Origin of the sequence: Micromonospora sp. NPDC052213, assembly GCF_040679695.1 — a bacterium.
Classification (GTDB): domain Bacteria; phylum Actinomycetota; class Actinomycetes; order Mycobacteriales; family Micromonosporaceae; genus Micromonospora.
In genome coordinates this window covers 109,517-130,387 of sequence record NZ_JBFAVI010000002.1, presented here as the reverse complement: position 1 = coordinate 130,387, position 20,871 = coordinate 109,517, and the positions used below count along the sequence as shown (strand labels likewise).

At 73.3% G+C, this 20,871-nt stretch carries 18 protein-coding genes and 1 tRNA gene; 10 read left to right on the top strand and 9 right to left on the bottom strand.

Annotated features, from left to right (window positions below; all coding sequences use genetic code 11):
• Positions 1–90: 90 nt before the first annotated feature.
• The 4 genes from hisC to hppD are packed head-to-tail and all read right to left on the bottom strand — an operon-like array spanning position 91 to position 4,067.
• On the bottom strand, positions 91–1,194 hold the full coding sequence (gene hisC, locus AB0L34_RS01370) for a histidinol-phosphate transaminase (RefSeq protein WP_363700911.1): 1,104 nt from the start codon (positions 1,192–1,194) through the stop codon (positions 91–93).
• On the bottom strand, positions 1,191–2,111 hold the full coding sequence (locus AB0L34_RS01365) for an RDD family protein (protein WP_363700909.1): 921 nt from the start codon (positions 2,109–2,111) through the stop codon (positions 1,191–1,193). Before AB0L34_RS01365 ends, hisC begins: the two co-directional genes overlap by 4 nt.
• A 22-nt stretch (positions 2,112–2,133) precedes the next feature.
• Complete coding sequence (locus tag AB0L34_RS01360; protein ID WP_363700907.1) at positions 2,134–2,850, bottom strand: RDD family protein; 717 nt, start codon at positions 2,848–2,850, stop codon at positions 2,134–2,136.
• Between the two features lie 11 nt (positions 2,851–2,861).
• Positions 2,862–4,067, bottom strand: coding sequence for a 4-hydroxyphenylpyruvate dioxygenase (gene hppD / locus AB0L34_RS01355; protein WP_357463385.1), 1,206 nt, complete (start codon positions 4,065–4,067; stop codon positions 2,862–2,864).
• Between the two features lie 158 nt (positions 4,068–4,225).
• Here hppD and AB0L34_RS01350 point away from each other — a divergent pair, with 158 nt between their 5' ends.
• From AB0L34_RS01350 to AB0L34_RS01340, 3 genes are all read left to right on the top strand, one after another.
• On the top strand, positions 4,226–4,714 hold the full coding sequence (locus tag AB0L34_RS01350) for an Lrp/AsnC family transcriptional regulator (RefSeq protein ID WP_350706769.1): 489 nt from the start codon (positions 4,226–4,228) through the stop codon (positions 4,712–4,714).
• Positions 4,715–4,843: 129 nt separating this feature from the next.
• On the top strand, positions 4,844–6,277 hold the full coding sequence (locus AB0L34_RS01345; RefSeq protein ID WP_363700904.1) for a PQQ-binding-like beta-propeller repeat protein: 1,434 nt from the start codon (positions 4,844–4,846) through the stop codon (positions 6,275–6,277).
• A 67-nt stretch (positions 6,278–6,344) separates the two neighbouring features.
• Complete coding sequence (locus AB0L34_RS01340) at positions 6,345–8,012, top strand: fumarate hydratase (RefSeq protein ID WP_363700902.1); 1,668 nt, start codon at positions 6,345–6,347, stop codon at positions 8,010–8,012.
• 64 nt (positions 8,013–8,076) lie between these two features.
• Here the strand turns inward: AB0L34_RS01340 and AB0L34_RS01335 are convergent, their stop codons facing one another.
• Positions 8,077–9,804, bottom strand: a complete 1,728-nt coding sequence (locus tag AB0L34_RS01335; protein WP_363700900.1) for a hypothetical protein — start codon at positions 9,802–9,804, stop codon at positions 8,077–8,079.
• A 348-nt stretch (positions 9,805–10,152) separates the two neighbouring features.
• Here AB0L34_RS01335 and AB0L34_RS01330 point away from each other — a divergent pair, with 348 nt between their 5' ends.
• Positions 10,153–11,562, top strand: a complete 1,410-nt coding sequence (locus tag AB0L34_RS01330) for a class II fumarate hydratase (protein ID WP_363700898.1) — start codon at positions 10,153–10,155, stop codon at positions 11,560–11,562.
• A gap of 248 nt (positions 11,563–11,810) precedes the next feature.
• Here the strand turns inward: AB0L34_RS01330 and AB0L34_RS01325 are convergent, their stop codons facing one another.
• Positions 11,811–12,356: a CGNR zinc finger domain-containing protein gene (locus AB0L34_RS01325; protein ID WP_363700896.1), complete on the bottom strand. Its 546-nt coding sequence runs from the start codon at positions 12,354–12,356 to the stop codon at positions 11,811–11,813.
• 76 nt (positions 12,357–12,432) lie between these two features.
• On the opposite strand from AB0L34_RS01325, the gene AB0L34_RS01320 reads away from it, so the two are divergent.
• Positions 12,433–13,398 (top strand): EamA family transporter, encoded by a 966-nt coding sequence (locus AB0L34_RS01320; RefSeq protein WP_363700894.1) that lies wholly within the window; start codon positions 12,433–12,435, stop codon positions 13,396–13,398.
• Positions 13,399–13,532: 134 nt separating this feature from the next.
• Here AB0L34_RS01320 and AB0L34_RS01315 read toward each other — a convergent pair whose 3' ends face one another.
• Both AB0L34_RS01315 and AB0L34_RS01310 read right to left on the bottom strand, forming a co-directional pair.
• The gene (locus tag AB0L34_RS01315) at positions 13,533–14,447 is read right to left on the bottom strand and encodes a hypothetical protein (RefSeq protein WP_363700892.1); all 915 of its coding nucleotides are present in this window, start codon (positions 14,445–14,447) and stop codon (positions 13,533–13,535) included.
• 260 nt (positions 14,448–14,707) lie between these two features.
• A complete protein-coding gene (locus tag AB0L34_RS01310; protein ID WP_357463360.1) occupies positions 14,708–15,355 on the bottom strand; it encodes a helix-turn-helix domain-containing protein in 648 nt (215 codons plus the stop codon).
• A 63-nt stretch (positions 15,356–15,418) separates the two neighbouring features.
• Here AB0L34_RS01310 and cysS point away from each other — a divergent pair, with 63 nt between their 5' ends.
• Both cysS and rlmB read left to right on the top strand, forming a co-directional pair.
• Positions 15,419–16,834 carry a cysteine--tRNA ligase gene (gene cysS / locus AB0L34_RS01305; protein ID WP_363700890.1) on the top strand — a complete coding sequence of 472 codons (1,416 nt, stop codon included), beginning with the start codon at positions 15,419–15,421 and terminating at the stop codon, positions 16,832–16,834.
• Complete coding sequence (rlmB, locus tag AB0L34_RS01300; RefSeq protein WP_363700888.1) at positions 16,834–17,967, top strand: 23S rRNA (guanosine(2251)-2'-O)-methyltransferase RlmB; 1,134 nt, start codon at positions 16,834–16,836, stop codon at positions 17,965–17,967. Before cysS ends, rlmB begins: the two co-directional genes overlap by 1 nt.
• 75 nt (positions 17,968–18,042) lie before the next feature.
• On the opposite strand, the gene ugpC is transcribed toward rlmB, so the two are convergent.
• A complete protein-coding gene (gene ugpC, locus AB0L34_RS01295) occupies positions 18,043–19,134 on the bottom strand; it encodes a sn-glycerol-3-phosphate ABC transporter ATP-binding protein UgpC (protein WP_350706790.1) in 1,092 nt (363 codons plus the stop codon).
• A gap of 333 nt (positions 19,135–19,467) precedes the next feature.
• Between ugpC and AB0L34_RS01290 the strand changes: the two genes are divergently transcribed.
• The 3 genes from AB0L34_RS01290 (at position 19,468) to AB0L34_RS01280 (ending at position 20,800) form a co-directional block, all read left to right on the top strand.
• Positions 19,468–19,544, top strand: a tRNA-Thr gene (locus tag AB0L34_RS01290).
• 396 nt (positions 19,545–19,940) lie between these two features.
• Complete coding sequence (locus AB0L34_RS01285; protein ID WP_350706794.1) at positions 19,941–20,345, top strand: AraC family transcriptional regulator; 405 nt, start codon at positions 19,941–19,943, stop codon at positions 20,343–20,345.
• A gap of 35 nt (positions 20,346–20,380) precedes the next feature.
• Positions 20,381–20,800: a VOC family protein gene (locus AB0L34_RS01280; protein ID WP_350706796.1), complete on the top strand. Its 420-nt coding sequence runs from the start codon at positions 20,381–20,383 to the stop codon at positions 20,798–20,800.
• Positions 20,801–20,871 lie beyond the last annotated feature (71 nt).

Below are 20,871 nucleotides of genomic sequence, written 5' to 3'. Positions count from 1 at the left end.
GGGGAGGGCGGACCGACCCGGTCACCGCCGGGCGCCCGACCCGGCCGGCCGACGGGCGTCCCGCGGCCGGCCGGATCGGGGCGACCCGGCTCAGGCCAGCGCCGCCTCGGCGACGGCGAGGAAGGCGTCGTTCTCGGCCGGGGTGCCGATGGTGACCCGGACCCCGTCGCCGGGGAACGGCCGGACGATCACGCCCCGGGCCTCGCACGCCTTGCCGAAGTCCACCGCCCGGTCGCCCAGCGGCAGCCAGACGAAGTTCGCCTGGCTGCCCGGCACGTCCGGGACGAGCTTGCGCAGCGCCTCGGTCACCCGGTCGCGCTCCGCCACGACGAGGCCGCACCGCCGCCGAACCTCGTCGGCCTGGCCGAGCGCGGCGAGCGCGCCCGCCTGCGCGGCCATGCTGGTGGAGAACGGCGTGACGACCTTGCGCACGGCCGCCGCCACCGCCGGCTGGGCGACCAGGAAGCCGATCCGCAGGCCGGCCAGGCCCCAGGCCTTGGAGAGCGTCCGCAGCACGACCACGTTCGGTCGGTCGAGGTAGGTGAGACCGTCCGGCACCTCGGGGTCGGTGACGAACTCCCGGTACGCCTCGTCGATGACCACGAGCACGTCCTCGCCGACCGCGTCGAGGAACCGGTCCAGCTCGGCCCGGCGGACGGACGTCCCGGTCGGGTTGTTCGGGTTGCAGACCAGGATCATCCGGGTGCGGTCGGTCACCGCCGCCGCCATCGCGGCCAGGTCGTGCCCGTGCCCGGCGTCGTTGGGCACCCGTACGCTGGTCGCGCCGCTGGTCGCCGCGATGATCGGGTACGCCTCGAAGGAGCGCCACGAGTAGAGCAGCTCGTCCCCGGGCAGGCAGGTGGCCCGGACGAGGTGCTCGGCCAGCGCCACCGAACCGCAGCCGGTGGCGATCCGGTCGGCGTCCACGCCGTACCGCTCGGCCAGCGCCTCGCGCAGCGCGACCACGCCCATGTCCGGGTAGCGGTGCACCCCGGCGACGGCCTCGGCGACGGCCTCCACCACGCCGGGCAGCGGCCCGTACGGGACCTCGTTGCTGGCCAGCTTGATCGCCTCGGGGAGCCCGAGCTCGCGGGCCAGATCGGCCGGGCTGCGGCCGGGCACGTAGTTGGGCAGCGCGTCCAGGTCGGCGCGGGTCAGCCGCAGCGCCGGCTGGTGGCGTCCGGTGTCGGTCATGGGGTGTCTCCCGAGGGGTCGGTTCGGTCGTCCGGGTTGGTCCGGCGGGTGCGGGGGAGCTGGACCACCACGGTCTGCGCCCGCTTGTCGTGCAGGGCCTGGCGCAGCGGGTGGTCGAAGAGCGGGGAGATCGCGTCGACGAGCTGGAGCAGCAGGCCGAGGCCGCAGCAGTACCACAGCAGGGTGGGCAGGCCGAGGGTGTTCCACCGGCGCAGCGCCCGGCCGAAGCCGAGCGGCTCGTCGGCGGCCAACGGGAGCACCTTGATGCCCACCACCCGCTTGCCGAAGGTCTGCCCGCCGGCGGCCGTCGTCGGCACCTCGTACGCGAGCCAGAGCGCGGTGGCGATCAGCAGGATGACGACCTGGAGGCCGCCGGCCTGCTCGCTGGGCTGCGGCAGCCCCTCGGTGGAGGTGTCGCCGGCCAGCGCCCGCCGGAACACCTCCCGCCAGTACGGGGTGACCTCCTCGACCAGCCGCCACACGAACCAACCGTTCACCACGGCGTTCAGGGCGAGCACGATGGCGAAGTCGATCATTCGGGCGATCAGCCGGGCGCCGAACCCGGCCAGCGGGAGCCCGTGCGGTCGGGGCTCCGGCGGCCGTCCCGGCCAGTTCCCCGGCGGCCAACCGGGCGGCGGCCCCTGCGGGTGACCGTGGCCCCGCGGCGGCTGCCAGGGATGAGGCTGCCCGGGGTACGGCTGCCCGGGGTGGGGTTGCCGGCCCGCGGGCGCGCCCGGCGCGGAGACCGGTGCCGCGGGTGGCGTCGGGGCGGGCGCGGGCGGCGGCTCCGGCGGCGGTGGTCCCTCGGGCGGGGTGGCGTCGACGGGGATCGGCGCGCCGATCCAGCCCTCGCCGTCCCACCAGCGTCGGGTGTCCGGATCGGCCGGGTCGACGTACCAGCCCGGTTCGATGCTCACGGCCTGGCCTCGTTGCGCTCGCTCACGCAGACACCTTAACGACGACGGTGCCGGCGAACTTGTCGTGGAGGCACTGCTGCCAGGGCTTGTCCCACAGTTGCCAGAGCCCGTCGAGGTAGCTGAGGCCGGGGAGGAACACCGCGGCGACGTGCTGCACGGCGTACCGCTTGCCAGCCATCCGCCGGTCCAGCGTGGCGGCCGGGTCGAGCGGCACGACCCGCAGCTTCATCACCCGCTTGCCGAAGGTCTGCCCCGTGCGCTTCATGTACTCCACGTGGTAGAGCCAGTAGAGCCCGAGCATGAGCACGAACAGGCCCAGTTCGAGCAGGAGTATCGGCAGCATGAAGTCGGTCATGAAGGACCCGGGGTCCGGCTCGACGAGGGTGCCGTCCGGGTTGGTCCGGGTCAGCTCGCCCATCATGTTCCACCAGAGCAGCAGGATCGCCGGCAGGAAGAGGACCATCGCCACCAGCGTGCTCAGCCCGACGTCGATCAGCGCGGCGAGCAGCCGGTCGGCGAAGCTGGCGAGCGGCTGACCGCCGGGGCCGGTCGGCGGCGGCGCGGGGTGCGGGGTCCAGCCGGGTGGCGGGGCCCAGCCCGGCGGGACGTGCCCGGGTGGGGCGTACTGCGGTGGCACCGCGTACCCCTGGCTGGTCGGGCCGGAGGGCGGCGCGAAGCCGCCGGCGGCGGGCGTGGGCCCACCGGCCGGCGGCGTCGGGTACGACGGAGGCTGCGTCACGCTCGACAGTGTTACAGGTTGCCGCGCTTCTCCTGCTCGCGCTCGATGGCCTCGAAGAGCGCCTTGAAGTTGCCCTTGCCGAAGCCGAGCGAGCCGTGCCGCTCGATCAGCTCGAAGAAGACGGTCGGACGGTCCTGCACCGGCTTGGTGAAGATCTGCAGCAGGTAGCCGTCCTCGTCCCGGTCCACCAGGATCTTGCGGGCCTTCAGCTCCTCGATCGGCACCCGCACCTGGCCGATCCGGGCGCGCAGCTCCGGGTCGTCGTAGTACGAGTCCGGGGTGTCCAGGAACTCGACGCCGGCGGCGCGCATCGCGTCGACGCTGGCCAGGATGTCGTTGGTGGCCACGGCGATGTGCTGGGCGCCCGGGCCCTGGTAGAACTCCAGGTACTCGTCGATCTGAGACTTCTTGCGGGCGATCGCCGGCTCGTTGAGCGGGAACTTCACCTTGCGGGTGCCGCTGGCGACGACCTTGCTCATCAGCGCGGAGTAGTCGGTGGCGATGTCGTCGCCGACGAACTCGGCCATGTTCGAGAAGCCCATGACGCGCTTGTAGAACTCGACCCACTCGTCCATCCGGCCGAGCTCGACGTTGCCGACCACGTGGTCGACGGCCTGGAAGAAACGCTTCGGCTGGACGCCGGCGTCGATCATCGGCTGCCGGTCCACGATCGGCTTGCGGGCCACGAAGCCGGGCAGGAACGGGCCGGTGTAGCGGGACCGGTCGACCAGCGTGTGCCGGGTGTCGCCGTACGCGGCGATGGCGGCCAGCCGGACGGTGCCGTGCTCGTCGCTGACGTCGTGCGGCTCGACGAGGCCGGTCGCGCCCTGCGCGGTGGCGTGCGCGTACGCGGCGTCGACGTCCGGGACCTCCAGCGCGATGTCGGAGACGCCGTCGCTGTGCTTCGCGACGTGCTCGGCACCCTCGGCGTCGGGGCGGACCGCGCCGGTCAGCACGAACCGGGCCGAGCCGCTGGTCAGCACGTACTGGGCGTGGTCGCGGTAGCCCTGCTCCGGCCCCCGGTACGCCACGCACGTCATCCCGAACGCGGTGGAGTAGTAGTGCGCCGCCTGCTTGGCGTTGCCCACCAGGAAGTGCACGTGGTCGAGGCCCTTGACGGGGAACGGGTCGCGGCTGATGTCGTGGTCGACGGCGCCGACGAGCACGTCGATGTCGACGTCGTCGGTCCCGTGGGGTCGGTCGATCGCCTGGGTCATCGCGGTCTCCCTCAAGTACCGGTCGGCCTCGTGGCCGCCGCCGTGGTCGGTGCGGGTCGTTCTGCTGGTTCTGTGGCGAGGATCGCGGTGACCCGGCGCACTGGGCAACTGTCGGCGTGGACGCTGGTCAGGTTGCGCATTCAGTAGGGTGTTCAGCCATGAACGCTGGTCAGGCTGTACAGCTCGACGCCCTCGACGCGCGGTTGATCGAACTGCTCGCCGAGGAGCCGCGGATCGGGGTCCTGGAGTGCTCCCGGCGCCTCGGGGTCGCCCGGGGCACCGTGCAGGCCCGGCTCGACAAGCTGGTCGAGCGGGGGGTCGTCGGCGGGTTCGGTCCGGAGATCTCCCCGGCGGCGATCGGGTTCGGGGTGACCAGCTTCGTCACGCTGGAGATCAGCCAGCGGCACGGGCACGACCGGGTGGCCGCGCACCTGGCCGCGATCCCGGAGGTGCTGGAGGCGCACACCATCACCGGCTCCAGCGACCTGCTCTGCCGGATCGTGGCCCGCTCGAACACCGACCTCCAGCGGGTGATCGACCAGATCGTCTCGTACGAGGGCATCCGCCGCGCCTCGACGATCATCGCGCTGGCCGAGCAGATCCCGTACCGCACCCTCCCCCTGGTCCGCTCCGCCGCCCGGGGGTGAGGAAGGCGCCCCACCTGTGCCCGGGAGCGATGGCAGCGGGTCCTTCCCTACCGCACCCGCGCGGAGAAAGGGCGGCGACACGGCGGCGCGGGACGGCGGGAGCGCGGCGGTCGTCGCTACGGTGTGCGTGTGGCGAAGGCGGGCGGCCTCGGATGGCGTGGCGGGCTGCTGCTCGCGCTGATCGTGGTCGTCGTGCTCGCCGCGACCGGAGTGTGGAACCCGTTCCCCGGCGTGTGGGACTGGGTCGACCGCAGCGAGCCGATCTCCGAGCCGGACGTGGTCTGGCAGCAGCGGGTCGGCGGCACCCCGCGCAGCGTGACCATCGCGGGCGACACCGTGGTGGTCGAGCAGCGCACCCGGGTGGAGGCGCGCAGCCTCGCCACCGGCGACCAGCTGTGGGAGCGCAAGGCCGACTGGTCCGCGGTGGCCGGCGGCGACCGGGACGCGGTCGTCGTCGTGGGCAAGCTCCTGGTCAAGGGGTACGAGGTGCTCGACCCGACCACCGGCGCCACGCGGCGGCGCGACGGCGACGCGGTGGCCGTCTGGACGTACCGCAACCTGCTGCTCGACGCCCGCTGCGTCGACGCCACCGACTGCACGATCAGCGCCTGGGAGCCGCGCGGCACCGCCCCGGTGTGGACGGCCTTCGTGCCCGGGGTGCGCAGCGGGCTGCTCGGCGACAACCCGGGGCTGCTCGGCACCCGCCGGCTCGACGCCGTCCGGATCGACGAGGAGGTGGCGGGGCCGGAGGCGGTGCCGCCGCTGCTCGGTTTCCCCATCGACGGCCGGGTGCACGTGCTCGACACCGCCACCGGGCGGGTGCTCCAGAACGTCGAGCCCGGCCGGGACGAGCGGCTGTCGGTGGTCGGCGGCCGGCTCCTGCGGATCACCGCCCGATCCCAGGACGGCACCTGCTACTTCGCCGTCTCCGGCCGCGACCCGGCGACGGGCCGGGAGACCTGGCAGCGGGCCGGGGTCAACCTGCGCACCGCCGACAACGCCGGCTGCGTGCAGCGGGAGGACCCGCAGGGGGCGCGGAACGTGCTGATCGGCGTCGCCCCGGACGCCCGCGAGGCGGTCCTCGACGGGTACGACGGGCGGCTGCTGCTGGTGGCCGCCGCCGGGGAGCGGCTGCTCGCCGTCGACGACCGCAACGCCCTGGTCCGCCCCGCCGACAAGCGGGCGGTGGTCAGCCACGAGCTGGGCACCGGACGGGTCCGGTGGACCCGTCCCGCCGGTGCGAAGGCGGGCGCCGCGCTCACTCCGTACGCGGCCGTGCTCGCCGACGAGAAGCCGTCCCGGCTGGTGGCGCTCGACCCGCGTACCGGGCGGGAACTGGCGAGCCTGCGGACCGCGGCGAACGCCCTCGCGGTCGGCCCGAACGGCATGGTCATCGGCGAGGGACGGGAGATCGGGTACGTCCGCTTCGGCGGCGCGGCCGGCGCCCCGGCGGGGCCCGGCGACGGCCGCGTCCCCGGTCCCGGCGGCGTCCCGGGCAGCACGGCGGGGGTTCCCGGGCCGGCGGACAGCTGCGGCCCGAAGCGGGAACTCTGCCCCGGATGAGAGCGGCGTCCCAGGACCGACCCGGCGGGTGCAACTGATCGACCCTTCTGCCCTAGGCTTTCCGCTCATGAGCAGTGCCGCCGCGTTCTCGTACGCTCCCTTGCTGCCGACCGGTCCGGACCAGACGGAGTACCGCCTGGTCACCGACGAGGGCGTCGACGTCGTCAACGGCCCGGGAGGCCGCCGGTTCCTCACCGTGGAGCCGACGGCGCTCACCGCCCTCACCGCGGAGGCGATGCACGACATCGCGCACTTCCTGCGCCCCGCGCACCTGGCCCAGCTGCGGTCGATCATCGACGACCCGGCGGCCTCGCCGAACGACCGGTTCGTCGCGCTCGACCTGCTGCGCAACGCCAACATCGCGGCCGGCGGCGTCCTGCCCATGTGCCAGGACACCGGCACCGCGATCGTGATGGGCAAGCGCGGCCGGCACGTGCTCACCGACGGCAGCGACGCCGAGGCCGTCTCGCGCGGCGTCTACCAGGCATACACCCGGCTCAACCTGCGCTACTCGCAGCTCGCCCCGCTCACCATGTGGGAGGAGCGCAACACCGGCAGCAACCTGCCGGCGCAGGTGGAGCTCTACGCCGAGGACCCGGACGGCCACCCCGACGCGTACAAGTTCCTCTTCATGGCCAAGGGCGGCGGCTCGGCCAACAAGTCGTACCTCTACCAGGAGACCAAGGCGCTGCTGAACCCGACGCGGATGATGCAGTTCCTGGAGGAGAAGCTGCGGCTGATCGGCACCTCGGCCTGCCCGCCCTACCACCTGGCCATCGTCATCGGCGGCACGTCGGCCGAGTACGCGCTGAAGACCGCCAAGTACGCCAGCGCCAAGTACCTCGACACCCTGCCCACCTCCGGTTCGATGACCGCGCACGGCTTCCGTGACCTTGAGCTGGAGGCCGAGGTGCTGGAGCTGACCCGCAACTTCGGCATCGGGGCGCAGTTCGGCGGGCGCTACTTCTGCCACGATGTGCGGGTGGTGCGGCTGCCCCGGCACGGCGCCTCCTGCCCGGTGGCGATCGCCGTCTCCTGCTCCGCGGACCGGCAGGCGGTCGCCAAGATCACCCCGTCGGGCGTGTGGCTGGAGCGCCTCGAAACCGACCCGGCGCGCTACCTGCCCGACGTCACCGAGGCGCAGCTCGACGCCTCCGAGGTGGTCCGGGTCGACCTGAACCGGCCGATGGACGAGATCCGCGCCGAGCTGTCGAAGTACCCGGTGAAGACCCGGCTGTCCCTGACCGGTCCGCTGGTCGTGGCCCGCGACATCGCGCACGCCAAGATCGCCGAGCGGTTGGACGCCGGCGAGCCCATGCCGCAGTACCTGCGCGACCACGCGGTCTACTACGCCGGCCCGGCCAAGACCCCGGAGGGCTACGCGTCCGGTTCGTTCGGCCCGACCACGGCCGGCCGGATGGACGCGTACGTGGAGAAGTTCCAGGCCGCCGGCGGCTCGCAGGTGATGCTCGCCAAGGGCAACCGGTCCGCCCAGGTCACCCGCTCCTGCCAGCAGCACGGCGGCTTCTACCTCGGCTCGATCGGCGGCCCCGCCGCCCGGCTCGCCCAGGACTGCATCAAGCACGTCGAGGTGCTCGAATACCCGGAGCTGGGCATGGAGGCGGTCTGGAAGATCGAGGTGGAGGACTTCCCGGCCTTCATCGTGGTCGACGACAAGGGCAACGACTTCTTCGCCGAGGTCACCAAGCCGGTGCTCACCGTCGGCCGCCGCTGACCCCGACGTACGCGCCCGAGGGGCGCCGGGCGGTCAGCCCGGCGCCCCTCGTCGTTTCCGTACGTCAGCTCGCCCGGCTGGCGTAGAACGTGCCGCTGAAGGTCTCCGACACGACCCCGTCGCCGGTCCGGGTGTAGACGGTGACCCGGTGGATCCCGGCGGTCGTCGGGGTGTAGCCCACCGACGCCGAGCCGTCGGCGCCCGCCGCGACCGTCTGGGCGGGGAGCCCGTCGAAGGAGTAGACGAACTCCGTCACCCCGGGCATGCCGGCCTGGAGGACGAACGTCCCGGGCGTGCCGGCGACCGCTCCCTGGAACTTGTTGATCGGGTACTCGACGGAGCTGACCGTCGGCTTGGTCGCCAGGTAGAAGCGGTAGGTGCCCTCGCCCGACGGCAGGTCGCCGGCCGTCCGGCTGCGGACGTACACGTCGTTGTAGCCCGGCTTCGTCGGCGTGATCGTGACCGTGGCCGTGCCGTCGGCAGCCGCGGCGACGGTCTGCTCCGGCCCGTCGTTGAGCCGGTAGGTGTACTCGACGACGTCCTCCATGCGGGGCGCGAAGGTCAGGGTGCGCGGCTGGCCGTACCCGGCCGTCGGGTTGCCGTCGGTGATCGTCGGGCTGGTGGTGCGCACCCGGAACACGTAGCTCGTGGCGGGGGAGCGGTTGCCCGCGCGGTCCACCGCCTCGACGGTCAGCGTCGTCGGCCCGTCACGGTCCGGCGTGATCGTGACGGTCGCCGAGCCGCCCGGCGCGTCGGCGGCCACGTCGGTCGTCGGCTGCCCGGACAGGCTGTACCGGAAACGCACCGTGTCGGTGTCGCCGCCGGCCGAGAAGGTGAACTGGCCCGGGACGCCCGGGCCGCCGTACCAGCCGAGATCGTCGGGATAGTCGGTGGAGCTGACCGTCGGGGCTGCCGGCTGCTGCGTGTCGACGGTGAACCGGCACTCCGGTGACCAGGCGGAGGTGCCGCCGGCCCCGTCCGTGGCGCGGACGGCGAAGGCGTACGTCCCGTCGACCATCTGACCGGCCGTGACGTCGTACCGGAAGACCGACCCGGCGGCCTTGGCCGGGGATGTCCACTCGGTCCGCCGGGTCGGGTCGTTCAACGGCCACCAGGCGAAGGTGGCGGTCACCGGCTCGGTGTTCGACGGTACCGCGTCGGGGTCGGTGACCTTCGCCGCCAGGTACGGCGTGGTCGTGCCGATGTGCAGCTCGCCGGCGCAGGGGAACCCGTTGATTCCCAGGTCGACCGGTACGTCCGGCGGCGTGTTCGCCTCGATGGAGATGCCAAGCTCCCTGATCCAGCGGCCGTAGGGCAACTTGTCCTCGTGGTCTCCGGCGATCCGCGTCATGAAGGTGATCGAGGTCTGTCCGGCCTCGACCGCCTGCCGTACCGCCTCGGTGAGCGGCACTTCCAGCTGTCCCTGGCAAGGAGCGGTCGGCGCGATGTCGGCGATCTTCTCTCGAACCGCGGGTGACGTCTCCCAGGTTGGTGCGCTGGTCGGTACGTCGGTCCGCCACAGCTCGATTTCGCGCGGCTTCGAGCAGTCGTTGACCGCCGTCTCCTCGGTGACACCGAGGGCGCGGATGATGTGCTTGCCCTGGAACGGAGAGAGGTTGTAGGTGAAGTAGGCCCGCGAGGTGTGTTTGTCGTCGTCGGACTCCCAGGTGCCGACCGGCACGGTGCCGTCGGTCTCGGGAACAGCGGTCGACGGCTGGCGGGCGTCGGTCCAACTGCCGCTGGTCGGCAGGATGAACCGGCTCCCCCCGGCGGTTGCCGGCTCAGCGGTCACGACCAGGGCGCTGGTCGTGAGGAGGAGGGCGGCGAACCCTGCGGCCGGGAGGATTCGGCGCGCACGCCGGGCGGCCGGGCTGATGGAATTCTGTGGGGCGTGCAAAATGGAACCTCCGGGTTATCAGAAGTTCGACGATCATAAGTTCTTTGATTTCTTCGGGCGCGCTGTTTTCGGTCGGCCGCCTTCGCCGTCACCGCCGGCCTGCTGGTCACTCAGCGGACCGCCCGCGGTCCTGGCGGTGCGCGCAACTTCCGGCCTGCCCGTGAGCGCGGCGGCCGGCATTCCGGCGAGATGTGACGGAACGGTCAGCGCGATCATCTGCGGGTCGACGGCGAGCGCGGCAGGATGGTACGCGTGACGACTCCAGAGGCGACGGGCTACCGGATCGAACGCGACTCGATGGGCGAGGTGGAGGTGCCCGCCGAGGCGCTGTGGCGGGCGCAGACGCAGCGCGCGGTGCAGAACTTCCCGATCTCGGGCCGGGGCATCGAGCCGGCCCAGATCCGGGCGCTGGCCCAGATCAAGGGGGCGGCGGCCCAGGTCAACGGCGAGCTGGGCGTGATCGACGCGGACGTGGCCGCGGCGATCGCCGCCGCGGCGGCGCACGTGGCCGACGGCGGCTACGACGACCAGTTCCCCATCGACGTGTTCCAGACCGGCTCCGGCACCTCGTCGAACATGAACACCAACGAGGTCATCGCCACCCTGGCCAGCCGGGAGCTGGGCCGGGACGTGCACCCGAACGACGACGTGAACGCCTCGCAGTCCAGCAACGACGTGTTCCCGTCGTCGATCCACCTGGCCGCCACCGAGGCCGTCGCGCGGGACCTGCTGCCCGCGCTGGCCCACCTCGCGGAGGCGCTGGAGGGCAAGGCGGCGGAGTTCGAGACCGTGGTCAAGGCCGGGCGTACCCACCTGATGGACGCCACCCCGGTGACCCTGGGCCAGGAGTTCGGCGGGTACGCCGCCCAGGTGCGCTACGGCATCGAGCGGCTGGAGGGGGCGCTGCCCCGGCTGGCCGAGCTGCCGCTCGGCGGGACGGCGGTGGGCACCGGCATCAACACCCCGCTCGGCTTCGCCGCGAAGGTCATCGAGCGGCTGCGCGGCGCGACCGGGCTGCCGCTGACCGAGGCGCGTAACCACTTCGAGGCGCAGGGCGCCCGGGACGCCCTGGTGGAGACCTCGGGGCAGTTGCGCACGCTCGCCGTCGGCCTCTACAAGATCGCCAACGACATCCGCTGGATGGGCTCGGGTCCCCGGGCCGGCCTGCGCGAGCTGCGCATCCCCGACCTCCAGCCCGGCTCGTCGATCATGCCGGGCAAGGTCAACCCGGTGGTCGCCGAGGCGATGCGGCAGGTCTGCGCCCAGGTGATCGGCAACGACGCCGCCGTCGGCTTCGCCGGCTCGCAGGGCGACTTCGAGCTGAACGTCATGCTCCCGGTCATGGGTCGCAACCTGTTGGAGTCGGTCCGGCTGCTCGCCGCGTCGAGCCGCCTCTTCGCCGACCGCCTGGTGGTCGGCCTGGTCGCGGACGCCGAGGTCTGTCTGGCGTACGCGGCGGGCTCGCCCTCGATCGTCACCCCGCTCAACCGCCACCTCGGGTACGACGAGGCCGCCTCGATCGCCAAGGAGGCGCTGGCCAAGCAGGTCTCGATCCGGGAGGTGGTCATCTCCCGGGGGCACGTCGACTCGGGCAAGCTGAGCGAGACCCAGCTCGACGAGGCGCTCGACCTGCTCCGGATGACCCACCCCTGAGCCCCGCCGTCACCGGTCGGTTCCGCCCCGGTCGGTCCCAGGGCCGCGTCGGTAGGCCGGGCACTGTCGAGCTGCCCCGTCCACAGGACCGGGCGTTCCGTCCCGCCAGCGGTCGCACCGACGGGGCGGCTCGACAGCGTGCGCCGAGGCGCGCCGGGGCCGCTTCGTCGGCGAGCCCTGCGACCCCTCGGCCCGGGCCGCCGCGCGGGGCCGGCTCACGGCCGCTTCAGAGCCGCTTCGGTGCCGCTTCAGGGCCGGGGGCGGCCCTTGCGGGCCCGGTAGGCGGCGACGGCGGCGCGGTTGCCGCAGCCCGCGTCGCAGAACCGGCGGGATCGGTTCTTCGACAGGTCGACCAGCACGTTCGCGCAGTCGGGGTGGTCGCAGATCCGCAGCCGGCCCAGCTCGCCGTAGCGCACCAGGTCCGCCATCGCCATCGCCGCCTCCACGGCGATCCGGGTCGCCAGCGGCGCGTCGCGCGGCACGGCGTGGAAGTGGTACGGCTCGTCGTCGTGCGTGATGAGCTGCGGCAACGCGCGGTTCTCGCGGAGCAGCCCGTTGAGGATGGCGACGACCTCGTCGGTGTCGGCGTACCAGAGGCGGCGCAGCCGGGGGCGCAGGTCGCGTACCGACCGCAGTTCGGCCTCGGTGTGCTCGTGCCGCCCGGTGTAGCCGTGCGCGACGTAGAAGGCGTCCAGGGCGGCGATGTCGGGCAGCCCCTCGCCGTCCGGGCGGTCGGTGTTGACGAGTGCGGCGGCGGCGGTCAGGGAGCAGTCCGTGTCATGGGCGAAAGGCAACTTGACTCCTGTCGGGGTGCCGGCCTAGCGTCATGAGCATAGCGGCAGTTGACTCATGACAACTAGGAGCGGACCGATGCGCCAACCACCCGCCGCCGGGCTCGGTCTCGGCCTCGCCCTGCTCTCCGCCGTCACGTTCGCCACGTCGGGCACGTTCGCCCGCTCCCTGATCGACGCGGGGTGGTCCGCCGAGGCCGCCGTGGCGGCCCGGGTCGGCATCGCCGCGCTGGTGGTGGCGATCCCCGCGGCGCTGTCCCTGCGCGGGAAGTGGGACGTGCTGCGGCGCAACCTCGCCGCGATCGGCGTGTTCGGGCTGCTCGGGGTCGCCACCGCGCAGGTCTGCTTCTTCAACGCGGTCCGCTACCTGCCGGTCGGCGTCGCGCTGCTGCTGGAGTACCTCGGCATCATCCTGGTCGTGGGCTGGATGTGGCTGGTCCACGGGCACCGCCCCCGCCGGCTGACCGTGGCCGGCTCGGTGGCGGCGATCGCCGGCCTGTTCTTCGTCCTCGACCTGACCGGCACCACCGGGCTCGACCCGGTGGGTGTGCTGTGGGGGCTGGGGGCGGCCGTCGGCCTCGCCGGCTACTTCGTGCTCGCGGGCCGGGTCGACGCGGGCCTGCCCTCGGTGGCCATGGCCAGCGGCGGCATGGCCGTCGGCGCGGCCGTCCTGTTGCTGCTCGGGGCGGTCGGAGCGCTGCCGCTGCGGGCCACCTTCGGCGAGGTCACCTTCGCGGGGCAGCGCACCAGCTGGCTGCTCCCGATCGTCGGCCTGTCGCTGGTCGCCGCCGTGGTCGCCTACCTCGCCGGGATCGCCGGGACCCGCATCCTCGGGGCCCGCCTGTCGTCGTTCGTCGGGCTGACCGAGGTGATGTTCGCCGTCCTCATCGCCTGGCTGGTGCTGGGCGAGCTGCCGACCGTCGTCCAGCTCTTCGGCGGCGCCCTGATCGTCGCCGGCGTCGCGCTGGTGCGTGTCGACGAGCTGCGCGCGCCCCGGCCCGAGGAGCGCCCGGAGCCGCGCCCCACGGAGCCCTCCCTCTCCTGATGCGGGCTCGCGGGCGAGTCCGCATCGAACTGTACGCGCACGAGAACGGCCTGCCGGAGAAGCCGGACGCCGACGTGCCCACGGTGGCGGACTTGCCCGTCCGGTTGGCCGATCCCCGGGGATGACACGTCCGGTCAGGGCCGCCAACCCCGGGCGGCGAGCGCGGCGCGCACCTCGCGCAGGACGCCCGGGAAGTCGTGGCGCAGCCGCCGACCCGTCAGGTGCACCACGAGCCAGCCCGCGCCGACGAGCCGGGCGAGCCGGTTTAGGTGCCCACGATCGGCCCCGGCCTGCCGCGACTCGTCGAACGCGACGGCGACGCGGAGTGCCGGCCACGCCAGGTCGAGGTGCCAGCCGAGCCCGGACGCGAGCCGGACCGGGTGCCGGGCGACGGGGCGCGGCAGCCCGGCGAGCACCAGCCGCACCCGCAGCTCCGACTCGGCCGGCGACCGGGCGCCCGGATCCGCCAGGCCGAACACCCAGCGCGCCCGCCGACCGCCGGGCCGGGCGGCGTGGCGGCGGGCGAGGTCGGCGAGCGCGGCGCGGCTGGTGAGCCCCTCGGCGAGCAGCGCGTCGACGATGCCGACCGCGCGGAACGGCTCCAACCAGACCGCCGTCTCCCACGCCGCCGCGGTGGGATCCGTCCTCGGGGGTGGGCCGGCGGTCCTGAGGGCCGCCTCCGGTGCGGGCGGCGGCGACGCGGCCGGGCCCACGGAGTGCACGCGCAGGCCGCGCTGCGGGCCGAGCCGCGTCGTCCTCGGGACGAGCACGTGCACGTCGTCGGTGAAGGCCGCGGCGTGCCCGACGCCGTGCAGGCAGGCCGCCGAGGGGCCGGCGACGACCGCGTCCGGCGGGAGCCGCAGCATGGCGGCCCGGCAGGCCAGGGCGTGGTCCCGGGGCAGGCGGGCGTCGGCGTAGACGTCGTGCCGCAGGCGCAGCCAGGCCGAACTGCGCAACTGGTGCTCGGTGAGCAGCGCCTGGCGGACCGCGTCCGAGCCGCGGAAGACCTGCCAGGCCAGGGCCCTGGGCCGATGGGGTGCGGGTGGCATACGCACCAGCCTGCGCGCCGCCCGCCCCGCTCCGGCACCCCTGTGGACGACCGCCGCCGCGCCCCGAGGCGTCCCCTGTGGACAACCGCCCGCGTGGTCGCCGGATGTGGTAAGGGCCTGTCGGAACGGGGAACATCGCCCGCCGCGTACCCGTCGGCCGGGCCCGCCCGGCAACGACCCGGCTGCGACGACGCGTACGCCGAACCGTCGTCGCCGGCACGGACGCGCCGGGCCGGGCCGGGCCGGGAGGGCGCTGCCGGTCAGGACAGGGCGGTGGCGATGGCGGTGGCGGCGGCGAGGACCTGGGCGCCGACCGCCTCGGTGTCCAGCGGCGCCAGCGCCACCACCCCGACGCTCGCCTCCAGCCCCGGCACGCCGAGCACCGGAGCGGCCACCCCGTACGCCCCGGACTGGAGCTCCCCGGCGGTGCTCACCGGGCCGGCGGCGCCCGTGCGGCCGGCGAGGATGGCCCGCCCGGCCGCCCCGCGCTCCAGCGGGTGCCGCGCCCCCGTCCGGTACGCGACGTGGAACGCCGTCCAGGTCGGCTCCACCACGGCGAGCGCGACCCCCTCCCCGCCCTCGACCACGGTCAGGTGGGCGGTCGCGCCGGCCTGCTCCGCGAGGCGGCGCAGCGCGGGCAGCGCCCCCTCGGCCAGCAGCGGCTGGGCCCGCCGGGCCAGGTGCAGCACCCCGACACCGAGGCGCAGCCGGCCCTCGCCGTCGCGGCGCAGCATCCCGTGCGCGGTCAGCGCGCCCACCAGCCGGTAGACCGCCGCCCGGCCGATGCCCAGCCGGTTCGCCGCCTCGGTGACGGTCAGCCCGCCCGGCGCGTCGGCGACCAGGTGCAGCAACCGCAGCCCCCGGTCCAGCGTCTGCGCCGTCTCCCCGCCCCGCGCCGTCGTCTCCACGCCCAGCAGCGTACGACCCGGCTCCGGACAACCCGGGAAAGCGTGGACGGCTACCCTTGTACGGTGACGCTACGCCTGTATGACACCGCCACCCGATCGGTGCGGGACTTCGTCCCGCGGGAAGCCGGCAAGGTGGGGGTCTACCTGTGTGGTCTCACCCTCCAAGCCCCGCCGCACATCGGCCACCTTCGCTCCGGTGTCAACTACGACGTGCTGCGCCGCTGGCTGCTCGCCGCCGGCTACGAGGTCACCTTCATCCGCAACCTGACCGACATCGACGACAAGATCCTGGTCAAGGCGGTGGAGCGGGGGCGGCCCTTCTGGTCGATCGCGTACGCCAACGAGCTGATCCTCACCGAGTCCTACCGGGCGCTCAACGTGCTGCCCCCGACCTACGAGCCGCGGGCCACCGGGCACATCCCGGAGATGCACGAGCTGATCGCCAAGCTGATCGCCGACGGGCACGCCTACCCGGCCACCGACGGCTCCGGCGACGTCTACTTCGACGTCTGCTCCTGGCCGGCGTACGGGTCGCTGTCCAACCAGTCACCCGCCGACATGCAGTCGGCAGGGGACGCCCCCGAACGGGGCAAGCGGGACCCGCGCGACTTCGCACTCTGGAAGGGCGCCAAGCCCGACGAGCCGGCGGACGCCTACTGGCCGTCGCCGTGGGGGCGGGGCCGGCCGGGCTGGCACATCGAGTGCTCGGCGATGTGCTGGCGCTACCTCGGCGCCGAGTTCGACATCCACGGCGGCGGGCTGGACCTCACCTTCCCGCACCACGAGAACGAGATCGCCCAGTCGCAGGCGGCCGGGCTGCCGTTCGCCCGTTACTGGGTGCACCACGGGCTGCTCAGCATCGCCGGCGCCAAGATGGGCAAGTCGCTCGGCAACGCCCTCGATCTGGCGTACGTCGACTCGCTCGGGGTGCGCCCGGTGGAGCTGCGCTACTACTACGCCGCCGCGCACTACCGCTCCCGCATCGACTACTCGGAGGACGCGCTGCGCGAGGCGGCCGTCGCGTACCGCCGGATCGAGGGCTTCGTGCAGCGGGCCGCCGAGCGCGTCGGCGCCGGCCAGCTCGGCGAGCTGCCGGGTGCCTTCGCGGCGGCGATGGACGACGACCTGAACACCTCCGCCGCGCTCGCCGTCCTGCACGAGGTGGTCCGCGACGGCAACACCGCGCTGACCGGCGGCGACGATGTGACCGTCCGCACGGCGCTGGCCGCCGCCCGCGCCATGCTGGATATCCTCGGGGTCGACCCCCTCGACCCGGCGTGGACCGGTGGCGGCCGCGCGGACGACCTGCGCGGCGTGGTGGACTCCCTGATCGCGCTGGCCCTGGAGCAGCGCGCGCAGGCCCGCGGTCGCAAGGACTGGGCCGCCGCCGACGCGGTACGCGACCAGCTCAAGCAGGCCGGCGTGGTGGTCGAGGACACCCCCCAGGGCCCCCGTTGGACTATTGGAGAGCAGGACTGATGGCCGGCAACTCGCAGCGCCGTGGCCGGCGACTGACGCCGAAGGCGGGAGCCCCGAAGGGCTCCGGCGGCAAGAACAAGGACGCCCTCGCCGGGCGGGGCAGGACCCTGCCCGCCGACGAGCGGCCCTGGCACAAGGCCTACTCGGGCACCGAGAAGCTGCCCCAGCGCACCGCCTGGAAGCAGGACAAGGAGCGCCGGGTGGCGGCCGAGGAGGGGCGCGCCCCCAAGGTCGGCCAGCCCGGCACCAAGGACACCACCTGGGGCAAGGGCGGCGGTCGTGGCACGCCGGGCGGCGGCGGTCGTGGCACCGCCGGCCGGGGTGCCCGCCCCGCCGGCCGTGGCGGCCCCCGGGTGGCCCCGGGCCGCAAGTCCAACCCGGCCAAGGACGCCCCGGAGCTGCTGGTCGGGCGGAACCCGGTGCTGGAGTCGCTGCGTGCCCAGGTGCCGGCGACCGCGCTCTACACCGCGCAGGGCATCGACATGGACGACCGGGTCAACGAGATCGTCCGGACGGCCGCCGACCGGGGCATCGCCATCCTGGAGATCAGCCGCGCCGAGCTGGACCGGATGACCGGCGGGGTGCTGCACCAGGGCATCGGGCTCCAGGTGCCGCCGTTCGCGTACGAGCCCTTCGAGGACCTCGTCGCGGCGGCGCTGGAGCAGACCGCCCCGCTGCTGGTGGCGCTGGACGGCGTGACCGACCCGCGCAACCTCGGCGCGGTGATCCGGTCCGCCGCCGCCTTCGGCGCGCAGGGTGTCTTCGTACCGGAGCGGCGGGCGGCCGGGATCACCGCGACCGCCTGGCGGACCAGCGCCGGCGCGGCCGCGCGGGTGCCCGTGGCCCAGGTCACCAACCTGACCCGGTCGCTGAAGGCCTGCCAGGACGCCGGCTTCGTGGTGGTCGGCCTGGACGCCGACGGCGAGACCGACCTCTACGACCTGGAGGCCGCGGTCGGCCCACTGGTGGTCGTGGTCGGCTCCGAGGGCCGGGGGCTGTCCCGGCTGGTCGGCGAGACCTGCGACCTCACGGTGAGCATCCCGATGGTGTCCGACGTCGAGTCGCTCAACGCCAGCGTCGCCGCCGCGGTCACCCTCGCCGAGGTGGCCCGCCGCCGGGCCGCCGAGGGCTGAGCCCGCAGACACGGAACGGGCGGCCCGCCGATGGCGGGCCGCCCGTTTTCGCTTACGTCAGCTCAGCGCCGTACGTCAGATGCGGTTGCCGGTGGCCGCGTTGAACACGTGGCTGCGGCCCTCGCGCGGCTTGACGAACACGGTGTCGCCCATGTTCGGCATGGTGCGCCGGTCGGTACGGACCACGAAGCGCTCGTTGTTGCCCTCCAGCGCGGCGTGGCCGTAGACGTTGGCGTCCGAGCCGAGGTCCTCGACCAGCTCGACGACGACCGGCATGCCGCCCTCGGTCGGGCTGACCAGGTCGCAGTCCTCCGGCCGGAAGCCGACGGTCACCTTGCTCTCGCCGCCGTCGGCGCGGGCCGCCTCGACCTGCTCACGGGTGAGCGGGATGGTCAGGTCGGCGAACGAGGCGCCCCGCTCGCTCAGCGGCACGGTCTTGATGTTCATGGCGGGGGAGCCCATGAAGCCGGCGACGAAGACGTTGGCCGGGGTGTCGTAGAGCGCCCGCGGGGTGTCCACCTGCTGGAGGACGCCGTCGAGCATGACCGCCACCCGGTGGCCCATGGTCATGGCCTCGACCTGGTCGTGGGTGACGTAGACGGTGGTGACACCCAGCTTGGCCTGCAGCGACGCGATCTGGGTACGGGTCTGCACACGCAGCTTCGCGTCGAGGTTCGACAGCGGCTCGTCCATGAGGAAGACCTGCGGCTCGCGGACGATCGCCCGGCCCATGGCCACCCGCTGGCGCTGACCGCCGGAGAGGGCCTTCGGCTTGCGGCCCAGGAACTCCTCGAGCTGGAGCAGCGCCGCCGCCTCCTTGACCCGCCGGTCGATCTCGGCCTTGGAGGTCTTGCGCAGCTTCAGCGCGAACGCCATGTTCTCGTACACCGTCATGTGCGGGTAGAGGGCGTAGTTCTGGAAGACCATCGCGATGTCGCGGGCCTTCGGCGGCAGGTGGGTGACGTCCCGGTCGTCGATGTGGATCGAACCCTGGTCGACGTCCTCCAGGCCGGCGAGCATGCGCAGGCTGGTGGACTTGCCGCAACCGGAGGGGCCGACCAGGACGAGGAACTCGCCGTCGCCGATCTCCAGGTCGAGCTGGTTGACGGCGGGACGCTCGGTGCCCGGGTAGATCCGGGACGCCTTGGCGTAGGTGACCGTAGCCATGGTCAGGTGCTTCCTTTCACCGGCAGGAACGTGCCGGACGATCCGAGTGGAAGGAGCGGCCGGCGCGTGTGTGCACCGGCCCACGGGCGACGCGCCGATGATCGAGGTGTCATCCGTGTCACTGCACGGTAAACGGCTTTCCCCGACCTGCCAAGGCGCGGAGCATCGGATGGGACGGATGGCATACACATTCCGGGCACTCGGGCACGGGCGGACATCAATCGCCCCCGCTCTTTCGGTTGTCGGACCGACGCGTGGACGTTTCCGGTGCTCGCAGGGCCTGCCGAGCGGGAAATCCGGACGTCAGTCGCTATGCTGACGTCGACACCACGCGCCCCTGTAGCTCAGCTGGCCAGAGCACTCGCCTTGTAAGCGAGATGTCGCCGGTTCGATCCCGGCCGGGGGCTCCAATTCCATCAGGCATTCCTCGCCGGGCACTGTCGCGAGCCGGCCGGTTGACAGCAACGCTGACAGCAGCCGGGGTCATGACAGCCGCCCGTCGGGCTCGCCGAGCGCCTGACGGGTCGCCTCGGATGGCAGCGTGGAGCACTTCCCGCTCGACGTGCTCCCCGGTGACTTCGCCGCGTTGCCAGCCGTGAGCCCCGACCAGCTGCTCAGTCTGACGCGGTGGGCGTTGTCCTGGGTCCCGAGCAGTGATCTGCCCCTGGAGTACCAGGCCGAGTGGGACCGGGCGCGCCGGCGTCCCCCGAACCAGCTCCACGTCCGTCGGTTCCGTGCCCGCCGCGGGCGCCTCCGCCGGGCCGGCAGGGTCGGGCCACCCGGTGACCAGCGCCTATGCTGGGCCGGTGAGCAGGGCGGCCGAGGAGTCGAACCGGGCCATGCTGCGCGCCCGGGACGCCATGGACCGCGCGTACGACCAGCCGCTGGACATCCCGGCGCTGGCCCGCATCGCGTACGTCTCCGAGGCACACTTCATCCGCACCTTCCGGGCCACCTTCGGCGAGACCCCGCACCGCTACCTCCAGCGGCGGCGAGTGGAACGGGCGATGTACCTGCTCCTGCACTCCGACCGGGACGTCACCGACATCTGCTACGCGGTCGGCTTCTCCAGCCTGGGCACGTTCAGCCGCACGTTCCGCCAGATCGTCGGGGAACCGCCGTCGGAGTACCGCAGGCGCAGGGCCCCGGTCGCCGCGGTCGTGCCGAGCTGCTTCACCAAGGCGTGGACCCGACCCAGCAGTTTTGGATAAGCAGCAGGTCAGGGCCGCCCCGTAGCGTTCCCGGCATGACGATGAACGCGATCAGCCGCTCCCAGATCTACGTCCTCGACCAGGACGAGGCCCTCGACTTCTATGTCGGCAAGCTCGGCATGGAGGTCAACACCGACGCCGACCTCGGCTTCATGCGCTGGCTGACGGTCAACATCCCCGGCGACCCGGAGCGCGAGATCCTGCTGGAGAAGCCCGGCCCGCCGGCCCTCGACCCGGCCACCGCCGAGCAGGTCCGCGAGCTGCTCACCAAGGGGGCGCTGGGCGGGACCCTCTTCATGACCACCGACGACGCCCACAAGACGTACGAGGACCTGGTCGCCAAGGGGGTCGACATCACCGACGAGCCGATGGAACGCTCGTACGGGATCGACTTCGGCATCCGCGACCCGTTCGGCAACAAGATCCGCATCGGCCAGATGTTCCCCCGGGGCTGACTGGCGACAGGCCGGCATGATCGGTGGGCGCGCTGCGGCAGCACGCCTACCGATCGCAGGTGAGGAGACCG